Source organism: Alteromonas sp. KUL42 (genome assembly GCF_006538325.1).
Lineage (GTDB): Bacteria > Pseudomonadota > Gammaproteobacteria > Enterobacterales > Alteromonadaceae > Alteromonas.
Map to the genome: position 1 here is coordinate 121,111 of NZ_BJKK01000005.1, position 14,772 is coordinate 135,882.

Annotated in this window: 9 protein-coding genes and 1 pseudogene; 8 read left to right on the top strand and 2 right to left on the bottom strand. The window is 42.5% G+C overall.

The genetic code is table 11. The features are described from left to right. The first annotated feature begins 38 nt into the window (after positions 1–38). Positions 39–1,388, top strand: coding sequence for a glutathione-disulfide reductase (gene gorA / locus EYR97_RS09320; protein ID WP_131093560.1), 1,350 nt, complete (start codon positions 39–41; stop codon positions 1,386–1,388). A gap of 194 nt (positions 1,389–1,582) precedes the next feature. Then, entirely contained in the window at positions 1,583–2,185 is a 603-nt protein-coding gene (locus tag EYR97_RS09325) for a hypothetical protein (RefSeq protein ID WP_131093561.1), read from the top strand. 127 nt (positions 2,186–2,312) lie between these two features. Here the strand turns inward: EYR97_RS09325 and EYR97_RS09330 are convergent, their stop codons facing one another. After that, complete coding sequence (locus tag EYR97_RS09330; RefSeq protein WP_131093562.1) at positions 2,313–2,861, bottom strand: carboxymuconolactone decarboxylase family protein; 549 nt, start codon at positions 2,859–2,861, stop codon at positions 2,313–2,315. Between the two features lie 108 nt (positions 2,862–2,969). Between EYR97_RS09330 and EYR97_RS09335 the strand changes: the two genes are divergently transcribed. Continuing rightward, on the top strand, positions 2,970–3,551 hold the full coding sequence (locus tag EYR97_RS09335; RefSeq protein WP_131093563.1) for a TetR/AcrR family transcriptional regulator: 582 nt from the start codon (positions 2,970–2,972) through the stop codon (positions 3,549–3,551). Positions 3,552–3,927: 376 nt separating this feature from the next. Continuing rightward, the gene (locus tag EYR97_RS09340) at positions 3,928–5,799 is read left to right on the top strand and encodes an acyltransferase family protein (RefSeq protein WP_131093564.1); all 1,872 of its coding nucleotides are present in this window, start codon (positions 3,928–3,930) and stop codon (positions 5,797–5,799) included. Here EYR97_RS09340 and EYR97_RS09345 read toward each other — a convergent pair. Beyond that, positions 5,796–6,893 (bottom strand): two-component system response regulator, encoded by a 1,098-nt coding sequence (locus EYR97_RS09345; RefSeq protein ID WP_165478014.1) that lies wholly within the window; start codon positions 6,891–6,893, stop codon positions 5,796–5,798. The genes EYR97_RS09340 and EYR97_RS09345 overlap by 4 nt on opposite strands. A gap of 313 nt (positions 6,894–7,206) precedes the next feature. On the opposite strand from EYR97_RS09345, the pseudogene EYR97_RS09350 reads away from it, so the two are divergent. The 4 genes and pseudogenes from EYR97_RS09350 to EYR97_RS09365 all read left to right on the top strand — a co-directional run bounded on the left by EYR97_RS09350 (position 7,207) and on the right by EYR97_RS09365 (position 14,742). Then, positions 7,207–10,541, top strand: a pseudogene (locus tag EYR97_RS09350) (amidohydrolase family protein). Between the two features lie 383 nt (positions 10,542–10,924). After that, entirely contained in the window at positions 10,925–11,269 is a 345-nt protein-coding gene (locus EYR97_RS09355; protein WP_131093566.1) for a hypothetical protein, read from the top strand. A gap of 6 nt (positions 11,270–11,275) precedes the next feature. Beyond that, on the top strand, positions 11,276–12,523 hold the full coding sequence (locus tag EYR97_RS09360) for an efflux RND transporter periplasmic adaptor subunit (RefSeq protein WP_131093567.1): 1,248 nt from the start codon (positions 11,276–11,278) through the stop codon (positions 12,521–12,523). Continuing rightward, the gene (locus tag EYR97_RS09365; protein ID WP_131093568.1) at positions 12,520–14,742 is read left to right on the top strand and encodes a peptidase domain-containing ABC transporter; all 2,223 of its coding nucleotides are present in this window, start codon (positions 12,520–12,522) and stop codon (positions 14,740–14,742) included. Before EYR97_RS09360 ends, EYR97_RS09365 begins: the two co-directional genes overlap by 4 nt. Positions 14,743–14,772 lie beyond the last annotated feature (30 nt).

Below are 14,772 nucleotides of genomic sequence, written 5' to 3' on the forward strand. Positions count from 1 at the left end.
AAGGAAACACTTACCAAAACAACGATTAAGGCTTTTACATGAAACATTTCGATTACATCTGTATTGGTGGTGGAAGCGGTGGTATTGCTTCGGCTAACCGCGCTGCTAAACACGGAAAAAAAGCAGCCATTATTGAAGCTAAAGATATTGGTGGCACATGTGTTAACGTTGGCTGCGTGCCCAAAAAGGCAATGTGGTACGGCGCTCAAGTTGCGGAAGCTATTCACCGTTATGCCCCAGAGTATGGCTTTGACGTTACGGTAAATAAATTTAGCTGGGACAGTCTCATTGCTAGTCGCCAAGCCTATATCGAGCGCATTCATGCATCATACGACCGTGTACTTACCGCAAACGACGTAACCCTAATTCGTGGTTTTGCTAAGTTCATTAACAACAATACCGTGGAAGTCGATGGCGAACAATATACCGCTGATCACATTACCATTGCAGTAGGTGGTCGCCCAATTATGCCTGATATTGAGGGTGCAGAATTTGGTATTGATTCAAACGGATTCTTCGCTTTAAAAGACCAGCCTAAACGCGCGGTAGTGGTGGGGGCGGGTTATATCGGCGTCGAGCTTGCTGGCGTACTTCATTCACTTGGCACTGAAACGCACCTAGTTGTGCGAAAGCATGCACCACTGCGCAATTTTGACCCTATCATTCACGACACGCTGGTAGAGATGATCCACGCTGAGGGTCCTACGTTACACGTACATACCAGCTTAGAAAAAGTAGAAAAAGCCACTGATGGCACACTTTCTATTCACCTGACTAACGGGGAAGTACTCGAAGCGGATTGCTTAATTTGGGCAATTGGCCGTGAACCTTCAACTGATGTGATTGGGCTTGAAAATACCGATGTAACATTGAATGACAATGGAACGGTTAAAGTAGACAAATATCAAAATACTACAGCGAAAGGTATTTATGCTGTAGGCGATATTACTGGTGAAGCTGAGTTGACCCCTGTTGCGGTAAAAGCCGGGCGTATTTTAAGTGAACGTCTGTTTAACGGGCAAACTCATGCCTTTATGGATTATTCACTAATACCAACCGTAGTATTTAGTCATCCGCCAATTGGCACTATCGGTTTGACTGAAGCAGCCGCAATTGAACAGTACGGCGGAGAAAACGTTAAAGTGTACACATCGAGCTTTGCTTCTATGTATACCGCTGTCACACGTCACCGCCAAATGACAAAAATGAAACTAATTTGCGCAGGTGAAAATGAAAAAGTGGTAGGGCTTCACGGCATCGGCCACGGTATGGATGAAATTCTTCAAGGTTTTGCTGTTGCAATAAAAATGGGCGCAACAAAAGCCGATTTCGATGCGTGTGTTGCTATACATCCGACGAGTGCTGAAGAGTTTGTTACTATGACCTAAATGCAATGCATTTTTCGCCGCACAATTGATTGACTGTTAAACCCGAAGCATCGGCCATGCTTCGGGTTTACTTTCTTAAGTAATCTTAATTTTAACAAACATACCTTCCTTCTTTTTACTTTACTGAAACGATTAGTCCATCTCAGTTTGCTCGATTACTATCAATAGATAATGCTTTTATCTCCACGCTTTCTATGAAACTTAAACTTAACACTGATATTGCAGCCCTAATTGTTGCTTTTACTGCCCTTACGATGGCTGGAATTGATGGGTATGAACAGCGTAGGCACAATAGAAAGTCTGTTATGCCTGTATTAGTTTCCGATAGGGTTAGAAACAACTTTGATGATGAGAGGTCTGTAGAATACAACATTCACAACAGTGGTATGGGGCCAGCAGCAGTAAAGGAGTTTCATGTATTTTTCAATAAGCGAGTAGAAGAGCCTTTCTCTATTCCAGGCTATTCAACCGCATATAATAGGCACATCTCTGCAGCTCGCCATGTAATCGAAACATTGAACGACAACGGTGATGGGCAGTGGAGACTCGACGTTGCCGATCAAGGATTGAGTTCAAATACCTACATACCCGCTAATAAATCATTAACACTTTTGCGTTTCGACACCAATGTGCCTCAAAAAGAATTTAGAGATGTACTCTCTATTTTAGAAAGAACATTAGATATCTTTATTTGCTATTGCTCAATATATGATGATCAATGTCAATGGACGCATATTGGTCAACATCCTGAGCTAATAACCAAACAGTGCAGCACAGAGAAGAACATGTCGATTTAGAGCCGGCTTAATCTTTGTTCATTATTCGTGTTGGCGGTCAAAATTGTACATCGCAAAATCGGAACCGATGCAGTTTTGAGGCCCAAACAAGACGACGGAGCCGGGAAAGTAGCTCCGCCATTAGCCATTAAGCAGGCTGCCACTCATACTTTGCAAATGCTTTATCCACAGGTGTATGTGCTAAATGATTGATGTAATTACTCATCACTTTCTGAGCGAGTATCAAAATAATTTCCAGTAACTGCTGCTTTGTATAGCCTGACTCAAAAAACGCCGATAACTGAAGAGTATCCGGGTTACCTCGCTCAATAATAATTGCTTTTACAGTGTCACGAAGCACTTCAAGTTTTTCAGGCAAAGGGGTTTTGTTGCGAAGTGCCTCGCTAATATCGTCAGCCACTTTCATACTTTTAGCAATGCCTGTATGAGCTGGCACACAATAATGGCAACCGTGTTCAACATTTGCCGTTTGCCAAACAACTGTCAGCTCTTCTGCTGTAAATGACGTATTTAATGCATTGGCGTGTAAATCTTTGTAGCTTTGCAGTACAAGAGGGGCTTCTGCCATAACGCCATGTAAGTTTGGAAGCATGCCAAACGAAGCAATGGAGTCTTCTAACATTGGCTTTGCCGCCTCAGGTGCACTGTCGATAGTGTGTATGGTAAAATCTGTCATAACTTTCCTTTAAGTTTTAGTGTTGAAGTCGTACCATACCTCAACACTGAACGATCGTTCAAGATAAAAGTGAACGATCGTTCAAATTAATTAATATAAGGTAGATTGATGAGTTATCCACGAGAAGAAAGTATCCAACGGGCTATGGAAACATTTTGGAAAAAAGGCTACCTTGGCACTGGAATGCGCGATTTACAGGCCGCTCTGGATAAACGCCCGGGAAGTATTTACTCAGCATTTGGGAATAAAGAAGGGTTGTATTTGGAAGTACTCAACTCATACACACAACGACTAAACAGTCAGATACTCGATGTCGTTGAAAGCCAGTCTCCACTCGATGAATTACGCAGATTTCTATGTATTCCACTGTCAATGGATGACAGCTCAATGCACAAAGTGCAATGCTTGATTATCAAAACTCAAGCTGACTGGACTGAATTGCCAGATAACGTGCAACGCGCTTTGCAAACATCGTCAGAGCTGCTGAGACATTCATTTCAGAAAATAATTTTAAAGGCTCAGTCCATTGGAGAGCTTGGAGAAAACATACAAACCAATCGCGCTGCAACGTGGTTACAAGGGCAATTTATCGCCCTACGGACATTGGCAGCAGGCATGGAAAACCCTGCAGATATTGAATGGATGGTAGATAAAATAATTGGTGATTTGCCCAACAACTGGGAGGAGTGATAATCACACTTCGGCTCCTATCTCGCTCTTGTTGTGCACAAGCTCGTTTTCTGCCGACAAACGGTTCCGACAGGATGAGTTGGCAGTTATCGATAAGCCTTGTTTAACCAAAAGCGTTAGTATCTTTTGCATGATTACAACCTCCATCATATACGAAATTATCTTCACGTCAGTGTGCTCACATATATCGCGCTGCGTGATATCAATGTTGAATACTCTCTTAAGTCGTTGTACCCACGACATGCTGTGCGCTTGATATGGTTTGCCTGAATCAAACAAATGTTCTGTCCAAGTGGAAACTACTCTTTAATGACGATGGTCACCCAACAATATACGCTTGGCAGGTGATTTTGCCATATCTCAAGGGTGAGCTGCCATGATGGGAACATTCCGAAAGGATATTAACGGACTGCGAGCCTTTGCGGTGATAGCTGTGATGCTTTATCACTTCATTCCTGAACAACTACCCGGTGGCTTTTTAGGGGTTGATGTCTTTTTTGTCATTTCCGGCTATTTGATGACCCAAATTATTGTCTCGAAGTTATACCTACACAGCTTCTCTTACCGACAATTTTACGTCGCCAGAGCTAAACGAATTTTACCTGCGCTACTGGTGATGTGCTCAATTGTATTAATTTTAGGTTGGTTTTTACTGCTCGATAATACCTTTGCTCGCCTTGCCAACGAAGTATTTCACGCCAGTATCTTGGTCTCTAACATCGCTTACTATCAACAAGCCGGATACTTTGATGTCTCATCACTGCAAAAATGGTTATTGCATACTTGGTCATTATCGGTGGAATGGCAATTTTACTTACTCTACCCCATAGTGCTCGCACCACTATATCGCTATTTGCACCTTAACGTTATTAAGTTAGTAATACTGGCGGCAACCGTTTTGAGCTTTGCGTTAGCCGTTTACGCCAGTAGCCGCTGGCCGAGCGCCGCCTATTATTTATTGCCCACCCGAGCGTGGGAAATGTTAGCCGGCGCTTTGGTAATTTTATACCCATGGCGCGGCGCAGCTAAATTTACTAAAGGTTATTTTTACCTATCGCTAATCACTTTGGTTTTTGCCTGTTTTGCCATGAATTCCAATCTGTATTGGCCGGGCATTTATACTGCCATTGTAGTACTTAGCACTTATTTGTTTTTACAATGCCAAGTAACAAGCATATTAAAATGGCAACCACTGCAATATATTGGTAGTTGGTCTTACTCAATTTACTTGTGGCACTGGCCAATTGTCGTATGGATACACAAATACTATGCAAACGATAACTATGTCATTATTGCCACAGGCCTTTTGTTATCAATAGCATTAGGTTTTATTTCTTACCAGCTGATCGAAACCAGACTGCGCCATCTTTGGCATATTGCCTTATTGGCAATCATCACCATCATTGCCAGTTTGCTGATTTATTTTCAACAAGGGCATTATGCCATTCGAGCCGTGAGCCAAGATAAGCGCAATATCGAATACAACCGCTACAGCAATCAGACAATTGATCCTGATGGTTGGTATAAAGCCTGTAATCCCAACACCCAATACAAAATCACAGGCAATAGACAAGTGCAACCGCAATGCATAAGAGAAGATACCATTGGACAAGGGGTATTTTTGTGGGGGGATTCACACCTAGGTGCATTATCGCCGGGTATTCGCGCGATAGTGCCAAAACAGACACCAATTTATCAAGTTTCATCCAGTACTTGCCAACCATCTTTTGAACAACAGCGCCAAGGCTTGAACTCCTACGCGAAAAGTTGCAATGTTGCTAACCTAATCGCCCTAAAAGCAATCAAGCGCATTAAGCCACATATGGTCATAATGGCCACCGCACGCCACCACGAACAATTAGACTGGCTCGTCACGATTAAACACTTAAAATCTTTTGGCGTTAAAAACATCATTATTGTCGGGCCAGTACCACAATACGACCCATCTTTACCAGAAGTTTATCTAACCCGACACAATGGCAAACAACATATTACCGATAGAAGCTTTAGACACTCACTCATTGCTTCCAATCTATATATGCATCAATTACTAGCAGAAGTTGAAGGTGTCAGTTACATCGATGTCTTAGGTCACTTATGCCAACCCGACGGTAACTTACTAAAATGCTTAGTCAAACCCAAAGATACTTTGTTAAGTTTTGATTATGGTCACTTAACGGTTGAAGGGGCTATATATATTAGTGAAAAGCTACTACAGCCTTTAATGGCAGAAGAGCTTAAGAACTAAAAGAACTCCACATCCTGATACATGGGTGGGTCTTCCGAAGATTCATTAGAACTAGCATCTTGATGCGAAGTACCCACTTCATCAACTTGAGGGGCTAAGCATGCAAGCACACCTTGCAATGTATCATCTATGGCACTAATGTCTTGGTTTTCATCACATTCATCAAGCTCTTTTTCAATCAACTTTATGAAAAATGCTTCTTGTATTTCTGAAAGGCCAAGCAAATGGAAGCTGCTTTCAATAGCCTCTGAAACACGCTTTACCGCCTGTGCCTTTTCCTTTGCTTTATCAACAATAGTATTTTTTATTTGCGCCACTGCGGTTTCTACATCTTTATGCGCAGAATTGAGTGCTTGCTGTTGCCTAAGACTATTAAAACGCGCATTTACCGCTGGTACTAATTTAGCCCCCATATCCAAAATGGCATCATGAATTATGGGATCATCTCGCGCTATTCGTTTTATAAGAAGAGAGACATTGGTGTCATTTAACATCAAACGTTTGCCGAAACGATAAATCCTTCCTTGTGAATGCAATACGGAAAACACTTTTTCAGTAGTTTCATCACAAAGTGTCATATCAGTATCAAAACTTGTCACTGTATTATCGTCACGATACTGTATGGCCGCGTGAACGCCATTAAATCGAAGCGTAGTAAGTAACGTTTTCGACATGGCATAAGTGTCATTACAAGCGTTTAAGGCAGATATAATTTCCATCCCTGTACCATAGATCGCCGCCTGGCTCATTGCCGTTTGAGCAGCTTCTCTGGTATCAACATTGTCTTTGTACATTTGTTGCACAATTTCAATCTGGTGTTTCACACCTAAAACAGTCTCTGTGAATGCAATAATGTTATACGGCTTTGTAATATAGTGAGACGCTCCTGCACTAAATGCTTTGCGCATTTCTTCGTCGTCACCACAATCTGAAACAACGATGACAACAGGTAATGACATGGGGTGGGACGTATTTATTTGTTCAAATAGAGTGGACGTCGCGGTAGTTTCAATTTGCCATTCACAAATAACAATACTTATAGAATGTGTCTTTATGATCTCTACTGCCGCTGTAACACTCGATGCAACATGCATCGTAAAGCATTCGCCAAAAGAGAGTTGGAATAACGTGAATTGAAGTATTCTCTGTCTCATAAACCGTAGTAGAAAAATGTGAATATTGCTAAGTAGATGCGGAAAAAAACATGATTGTAGCGACAAAACTCACATTATGACTAAGTGCGATCGATTAAACGCTCAAAATATGCGTACAACCGCATAAAACTGCTGTGTACCTCGCTTTACGTTAACATATCTCCTCTTGCCATTAATTAATTGAGATCATTTGGCATAGCGAATACTGTTAGCTAGACAGAAAACAAAACAACAAGCGTTTGGAATCTCTACTATGATAAAAACATCCAAGAACTTATTAACCGTCACTTTATTAGGTGCTCTTGGCTTGGGTACGCTACCCAATGCCATTGCTCAAGAAAGTACCGACACTGCAACGTCATACGATGTTGAGAACTGGGACGTTAATAACCCTCCCTATAAATTGAATGAGGTGGCCATTAAAACCACTGAAACTACATGGTCTAGCCTAGATATCGCACCTAACGGCAAATTTATGGTGTTCGATATGTTGGGGGATTTATACAAAGTTGATATCTCAGGTGGCGATGCGACGCCTCTAACACAAGACTTTGCTTGGAATATCCACCCCTCTATTTCACCTGACGGCAAGCAAATCGCTTTCATTTCAGATGCGGATGGCTTGAGCAACGTATGGGTAATGGATATTGATGGCAGTAACTTGCACCAAATTACCAAAGAAAAGTCTAACTTGATCCACTCTCCTAAATGGAGTCCAGATGGTGAATACCTTGTTGTAACAAAGGGTATAATGTCGAGCCGCAGTATTCCGGCTGGCGAGATTTGGATGTATCACAAATCTGGCGGTGACGGTCTTCAGATCAAGGCCCGTAATAGTGGTAAACGAGACCAACAAAATATTGCTGACCCCGTTTTCTCTCATGATGGAAAGTATATTTACTACACTGAAAATACCGTTCCAGGCAGCAGTTTTGACTACAACCGTGACCCACTTGAGGGCATCTTTGCGATCACCCGCTACGACCGTGAAACGGCAGAAGAAAATCGCTATATCAGTGGTACTGGTGGTGCTGTAGTACCGACGCCGTCACCTGATGGTAAATACATCGCTTTCGTTCGTCGTGTTAAAGACAGAACCGCACTTTTCCTCAAAGACATTAAGACAGGTGTAGAAACGCCACTTACCCTTGAGTTAGAGAGAGATATGCAAGAAGGTTTTGGCTCTGAAGGCTACTTTGCTTATTTTGACTGGATGCCAAACAGTTCGGAAATAGTGTATTGGACAGGCGGTAAATTTCATGCCATCAATATAAAAGATAAATCTACCCGAACAATTGATATTAGTGTTGAGGGCACGGTGAAATTTGCTGATGCGCTACGATTTGATGTAGGCGTGGCACCGGATACCTTTGATGTAAAAATGATCCGTTGGTCACAAATGTCACCAGACGGTAAATCTATTTTATTCCAAGCATTAGGTAAGCTATACGTGCGCGATGTTAAATCGGGCAAAATGAAACGCCTGACTAAGCAGAACGATCACGATGAATATTACCCTCGCTTCTCTAACGATGGTAAATCAATTGTTTATACAACATGGAATGACCAAGACCTCGGTAGCGTTCGCATCGTTTCTGCCCGTGGCGGCAAAGGCAAAGTTATCTCTGAGCAACCAGGTCACTATATTGAGCCGTCGTTTTCTGCCGATGGCGAAAAAGTAGTTTTCCGCAAGTTTACTGGTGGATACCTTCTTGATCCTAAATACTCTGTAGACCCTGGTATTTACGTTGCCGACCTTGATGAAGACACCGTAAGTAAAGTATCTAGTGGAGGATACAATGCGCATTTCGCTGGAAATGACGACCGTGTTTATTTCACAGAATCTGCCGGTGGCGAGGCGTACTACGAGACACAACTGTCTAGTGTAAACTTGGCAGGCAACGACAAACGCACTCACCTATACGGTGCTGACAAAGTAAGTGAGTACAAACTATCTCATGATAAAAAATGGATAGCGTTTGTTTATCAATTTAAAACCTATGTTGCGCCATTTGTCGAAAACGGTAAAAAATCACAATTGGCCCGAATATGACATCACTTCCAGTGACGCAGCTTTCAAGCCGTGCTGGTGAATACCTAACCTGGTCACCAGACAACAAATCATTGAGTTGGTTTAATGGGCCTACGCTGTTTAGCCGTTCATTGGATGATGCTTTTGCATTCTTAGACGGTGCACCGGAGACCTTACCTGAGCCAGTAGCACAAGGTGTCGATCTCTCATTCTCAACTGAAGCCGACAAACCTTCGGGTTATAAAGCATTGGTTGGCGGAAAAGTGGTTACCATGCGCGATGCAGACAATACCCAAGAGATTATTGAAGACGGCGTAGTGCTTATTAAAGACAACCGCATTGAAGCCGTTGGCAAGCGCGGTGACATTCAAATTCCTGATGATGCGATGCAAATTGATACCAGCGGAAAAACCATCATTCCAGGCTTAGTAGATGCTCACGCCCACGGCTCTCAGGGACGTAATGAAATCATTCCTCAGCAAAACTGGAGCCAGTACTCTAACGTATCATTTGGTGTGACAACTATTCACGACCCATCTAACGATACGACAGAAATCTTTGCTGCTTCTGAATTACAACGCAAAGGCGACATCGTTGCTCCGCGTATCTACTCAACAGGTACTATTTTATACGGTGCTGAAGCGTTAGGTTACAAAGCCATTATCAATAACTACGAAGACGCCTACTTCCACGTAGAGCGTTTAAAAGAGGCTGGGGCAATCTCGGTTAAGAGTTACAACCAGCCACGTCGCGATCAGCGCCAGCAAGTACTTTGGGCTGCCAAAAATCAAGATATGATGGTTGTGCCTGAAGGTGGTGGTAAGCTTCAACAGAACCTGACTATGCTGGTTGATGGCCATACTGGCCTTGAACACAGTATCCCCGTTGAGCGAGGCTACAGTGACGTAACACAATTGTGGAAGGCTACAGACTTTGGTTATACGCCAACTTTTGTTGTGTCTTACGGCGGTATGATGGGCGAAGAGTATTGGTACGATAAAACCGAAGTGTGGAAAAACCCTCGCCTACTGCGTTACACGCCGTCTACTATTCTAGATAGCCGTGCTATCCGCAGACCAACCGCACCTGAAAATCAGTACAACCATCAAAATGTTGCTAGTTACGCCAAAGAGCTCCGCGACAATGGTGTTAGCGTTCACATTGGTGCACATGGTCAACGTGAAGGCCTTGCCGCGCACTGGGAGCTTTGGATAATGCAACAAGGTGGCTTCACACCATGGGAAGCACTTCGCGGTGGCACTATCGATGGTGCGAAACACCTAGGTATGGGTAAAGACATTGGTAGTATCGAGAAAGGCAAACTTGCTGATCTTGTGGTTATCGACGGCGACGTACTTAGCGACATCAGAAAGAGTGAATTTGTTGAATACACCGTGTTAAATGGACGGGTTTACGAGTCTGCTACCATGAATGAAGTGGGAAGCAAGAAAACACGCAAGCCTTTCTTCTTCGAGCAGGATAATGCGACCTTTATGCCGCAGCAAACTGCCGATGAAGTTGAAGCAAAAGCACATCATTACCACTGGGAACACTAATATTCCCGCATAAGTACACAAATAGATGAGCAAATGGGTACGCTACGTGACTTCCATGTGCGTACCCAGTAAATCATTGATATCAAAAGCCAGTGTCGATAGGAAGCTCTTCTTACCGCACTGGCTTTTTTATGCCATATAAGTACACAGTTAAGCCGCTTTAGCTTTACATGGCATAGTAAAGCTAAAACACATCTGTAGATCAGTCGATATAACGGCAATTCCCACTAAAATTAAGTACGTAAACTCGCTACGCAAGCGAAATGGATTTCGTTGTCGCAGTCACAAAATATGATACTCAACACATGATAAACCACCATTACCATTAGGTTTTGTGACGTGAAGACAACTGATTAAACAACGGACAGTAAGTGAGACAACTCATGACAATCAGTGAATTTTTTAGTCACTATTACGACATTGTGTGCCACGGTGATTTAGACCAGTTAGATACCCTCTATCACAAAAACTCTCCTTTTTTACACAGTGTAAAAGCGCAATACACCGCAATTAGACAACAACTAGAAATGCATATTGAAATTCGCTCTGTAGAATTAGTTGCGAAACAAAAAGACATGTTGATTATCAGAGACAAATTGCACGTTGAGGGTAGACAAGGAGAAAAGGTGACCTCAAACCTGTCTGACAACCTTCATGTCATGACAAAATGTACAGCCAGCGAATGGAAAGTGCACAGTAGTGCTTGTTTGTTAACTACTGAAGCCTGATTGGTTATGGCGGCGTTATTCAGAGAAGAGGCAATTTCCCATCAAAGTCATAAGCTTGATGGAGAGGTCACTATTGCCACGCATACCGCTTTCACACGAATAGCAGTGTTCCTAGTTGCCATAGTTTTCATTGGCGTTCTCTTTTTGTTATGGGGTGAATATCACAGAAAAGAAGTGGTATCTGGCTATTTGCGCCCAACTTCAGGGCTAAACAAAGTGTATCCCGTTGCCCATGGATTAATTGAGGAGATCTTCGTAAGCGAAGGTGACAGCGTGTCTAAGGGGCAAGTGTTAGCAAAGATTAAACTAGACCGAGAGATCAGTTCTGGCACCGGTGCGAATGACGCGATCATTCAGCAGCTTCAAATTCAAAAAGCGTTAATTACTCAAAACATCGCAAATAAACAACACCTTTTCGAAACAGACTATCGACGTTTGGAAGAACGAATAAAGTACGTTGCATCCACTCGCAAGCATATACAATTACAGCATGAACTCCTTTTACAACGTATCTCCCTACACCAAAGAAAAGTAGAAGACCTGCAATCGCTTACAAATGCGGGTTTTACAAGTCAAAAGGAACTAGCAAACCAACAAGACCTTTTACTTACCTTGGAACAACAACGTGAAAAGAATACTGCGCAAATTCTTGAAAGCCACGAAAATCTTAAGCAACTTCACCATCAGTTAAATCAACTTCCCATTAAACACAATGACCAAATTGGTAGCCTTAATTCACAGCTCGTTGATATAAACAAACATATTTCTCAAACTGAAGCACAGCGTAGTGTCAGTATTGTTAGTCCTAAAGATGGTGTGGTGACGAACTTACTGGTCAACACCGGTACGATGGCAAACACAGGCCGCCCGCTCATGACCATCATGCCAAAAGATGCTCTCTTTGAAGCTGTATTATATGTTCCAACCCGCGCCTACGGTTTTGTTGTGGAAGGGCAACAAACCCGAATTCGTTACCACGCATTTCCCTTTCAACGATTTGGATTATACGAGGGGAATATTAAGGCCGTGTCTAAGACCGTCATTTTGCCCAATGAAACAACCTTACCCGTTGCCTTCAACGAGCCAGTTTACCAAGTTATTGTAGAGCTTAAACATCAATGGGCTGAAGCTTATGGCGATACTATTCCATTGCAATCAGGTATGCTGCTTGAGGCCGATATTATGATTGATAAGCGCTCTCTTTTTGACTGGTTATTTGACCCTATCATCAGCGTAAAAGGTAAATTGAAATGAGAAGCCCTCGCCATTTACTCAATTTCGGTGGCATTAAGGCACTACCGGTTATCATGCAAACCGAGGCATCAGAGTGCGGCTTGGCGTGTTTAGCTATGATAGCTAGCTTTCATGGCTTCAAGACCGACTTAGCACAGCTACGACATGATCACAGTATTTCGTTAAAAGGTGCAAGTTTAGCTTCGCTGATGGGTATTGCAGATACCCTTAAGTTAAGTACTCGAGCATTGCGCTTAGATTTACATCAATTACCGCAACTTAAACTACCGTGCATTTTACATTGGGATATGAACCACTTTGTAGTGCTGAAAAGAGTAAGCGGAAATAATGTAGAAATACACGATCCGGCGTTAGGGAAGCGTTGTTATAACCTCAGTGAATTGTCTAAGCACTTTACCGGTGTTGCTCTTGAACTTACTCCTACAAAGGCATTCACACCAAAAGATACTCGTATCACTATGCGACTATCAGACTTTTGGTCAACGATAACCGGTTTGGGTTCAACACTAGCTAACGTATTAGTGCTTTCTCTGTTGTTACAACTTTTTGTAGTCGCTAGTCCTTACTACATGCAACTGGTCGTTGATGACGTTCTACAAAGTGGCGATAAGCAATTACTTTTCGTCTTAGCTATCGGCTTCGGTATATTAATGCTGGTAGAACTAATTACCAGAGCTGTTAGAAGTACTCTTTTGCTTCACTTTAGTAATTTGATGAGCATTCAGCTCTCAGCAAACCTTTTTCATCATTTGATTAGGTTGCCATTAGCCTACTTTGAAAAACGTCATATTGGTGATGTGGTTTCCCGTTTTGGTGCACTACAGCAAATTAGAAGCTTGTTAACCGAAGGCGTAATAGAAGCCATTGTTGACGGTGTTATGGCTATCACCACACTTTTCATGATATTTCTATACAGCCCACTGTTAAGCGCTGTTGTACTGTGTGCTATTGCCATGTACGCCTTTGTTAGGGGCATTATGTACCGCCCCATGAGGCAGATGTCTGAAGAAGTTATTGTTAATCAAGCGAAAGAACAATCAAATTTCATGGAAACGATTCGCGCTATTCAAACCATTAAGCTCTATGGAAAAGAAATACAACGTCAAAGCGTATGGCATAGTCATCTAGCAGACACCTTGAATTCAGGTATTCGAGTTGGCCACTTAACCATAGGCTATCAGAGCTTTAATAAACTGGTTTTCGGTGCAGAAAATATTATTGTTATTTACCTTGCTGCCATGTTGGTAATGGAAAGCCAATTATCCGTAGGAATGTTGTTTGCTTTTATGGCATACAAACGTCAGTTTACTGAAAAAACAGCAAATCTGATTGAGAAATACATTCAATTTAAAATGTTGAGCCTTCACTTTGATCGCTTGGCAGATATTGCGCTTTCAGAGAAAGAGTCTCACTTAACGAGCCATATGCCTTCTGCTCCTTTGAAAGGTAGCCTGCAGGTTAAAAATGTAAGCTTTCGCTACCATGAGAGTGAACCTTGCCTATTCAATAACCTCGATTTTTCCATTGAAGCAGGTAGCTCAGTAGCCCTCGTTGGTCCATCTGGTTGTGGGAAAACAACATTGATGAAGCTTATGTTAGGGTTATTCACAACAGAAACTGGCTGTATAAGCGTAGATGGTATCGACATCAAGAAGCTTGGATTACACCAATATAGACAACAAATTGGTGTAGTTATGCAAGATGATCAACTGTTGTCAGGCTCGATAGCCGATAACATTGCTTTTTTTGAACCAATGCGAGATATGGAGCGCATTAGATGGGCCTGCACAGTTGCCGCAATCGATAAAGATATTGAAAGCATGGTAATGGGCTATAACACGCTGGTAGGCGATATGGGCACTTCCCTATCAGGTGGTCAAGTTCAGCGCTTGCTCCTCGCTAGGGCGCTTTACAAGCAACCCAAAATTCTCTTTATGGACGAGGCCACAAGTCACCTAGACACCGAATTAGAAAAGTCGGTTAACACTGTCATCAAGAATCTCTCTATTACGCGGGTTATAATTGCACACAGACCTGAAACGATTGCCAGTGCAGATAGAGTCATTTCACTGCAAGAAGGCCGTCTAATTGAGATGAAAAACACATCTAGCCAAAAGCCTTATCACAACGCCAATGTAATAAGTTCCCCTTTAGACATCTCTTGCGAACCCGTTACGGGTTCGCAAGACCCTCTAGGCAACCGGTTTTTGCTTAATTAACCTTTTTCTTTGGGAACAAAAAAGCGCCTA

What these genes read in the sequence shown, in the direction of transcription:
- gorA (WP_131093560.1), top strand. Translation starts at nt 39, where the DNA reads ATGAAACATTTCGATTACATCTGTATTGGTGGTGGAAGCGGTGGTATT.
- EYR97_RS09325 (WP_131093561.1), top strand. Translation starts at nt 1,583, where the DNA reads ATGAAACTTAAACTTAACACTGATATTGCAGCCCTAATTGTTGCTTTT.
- EYR97_RS09330 (WP_131093562.1), bottom strand. Translation starts at nt 2,861, where the DNA reads ATGACAGATTTTACCATACACACTATCGACAGTGCACCTGAGGCGGCA.
- EYR97_RS09335 (WP_131093563.1), top strand. Translation starts at nt 2,970, where the DNA reads ATGAGTTATCCACGAGAAGAAAGTATCCAACGGGCTATGGAAACATTT.
- EYR97_RS09340 (WP_131093564.1), top strand. Translation starts at nt 3,928, where the DNA reads ATGATGGGAACATTCCGAAAGGATATTAACGGACTGCGAGCCTTTGCG.
- EYR97_RS09345 (WP_165478014.1), bottom strand. Translation starts at nt 6,893, where the DNA reads ATGCATGTTGCATCGAGTGTTACAGCGGCAGTAGAGATCATAAAGACA.
- EYR97_RS09355 (WP_131093566.1), top strand. Translation starts at nt 10,925, where the DNA reads ATGACAATCAGTGAATTTTTTAGTCACTATTACGACATTGTGTGCCAC.
- EYR97_RS09360 (WP_131093567.1), top strand. Translation starts at nt 11,276, where the DNA reads ATGGCGGCGTTATTCAGAGAAGAGGCAATTTCCCATCAAAGTCATAAG.
- EYR97_RS09365 (WP_131093568.1), top strand. Translation starts at nt 12,520, where the DNA reads ATGAGAAGCCCTCGCCATTTACTCAATTTCGGTGGCATTAAGGCACTA.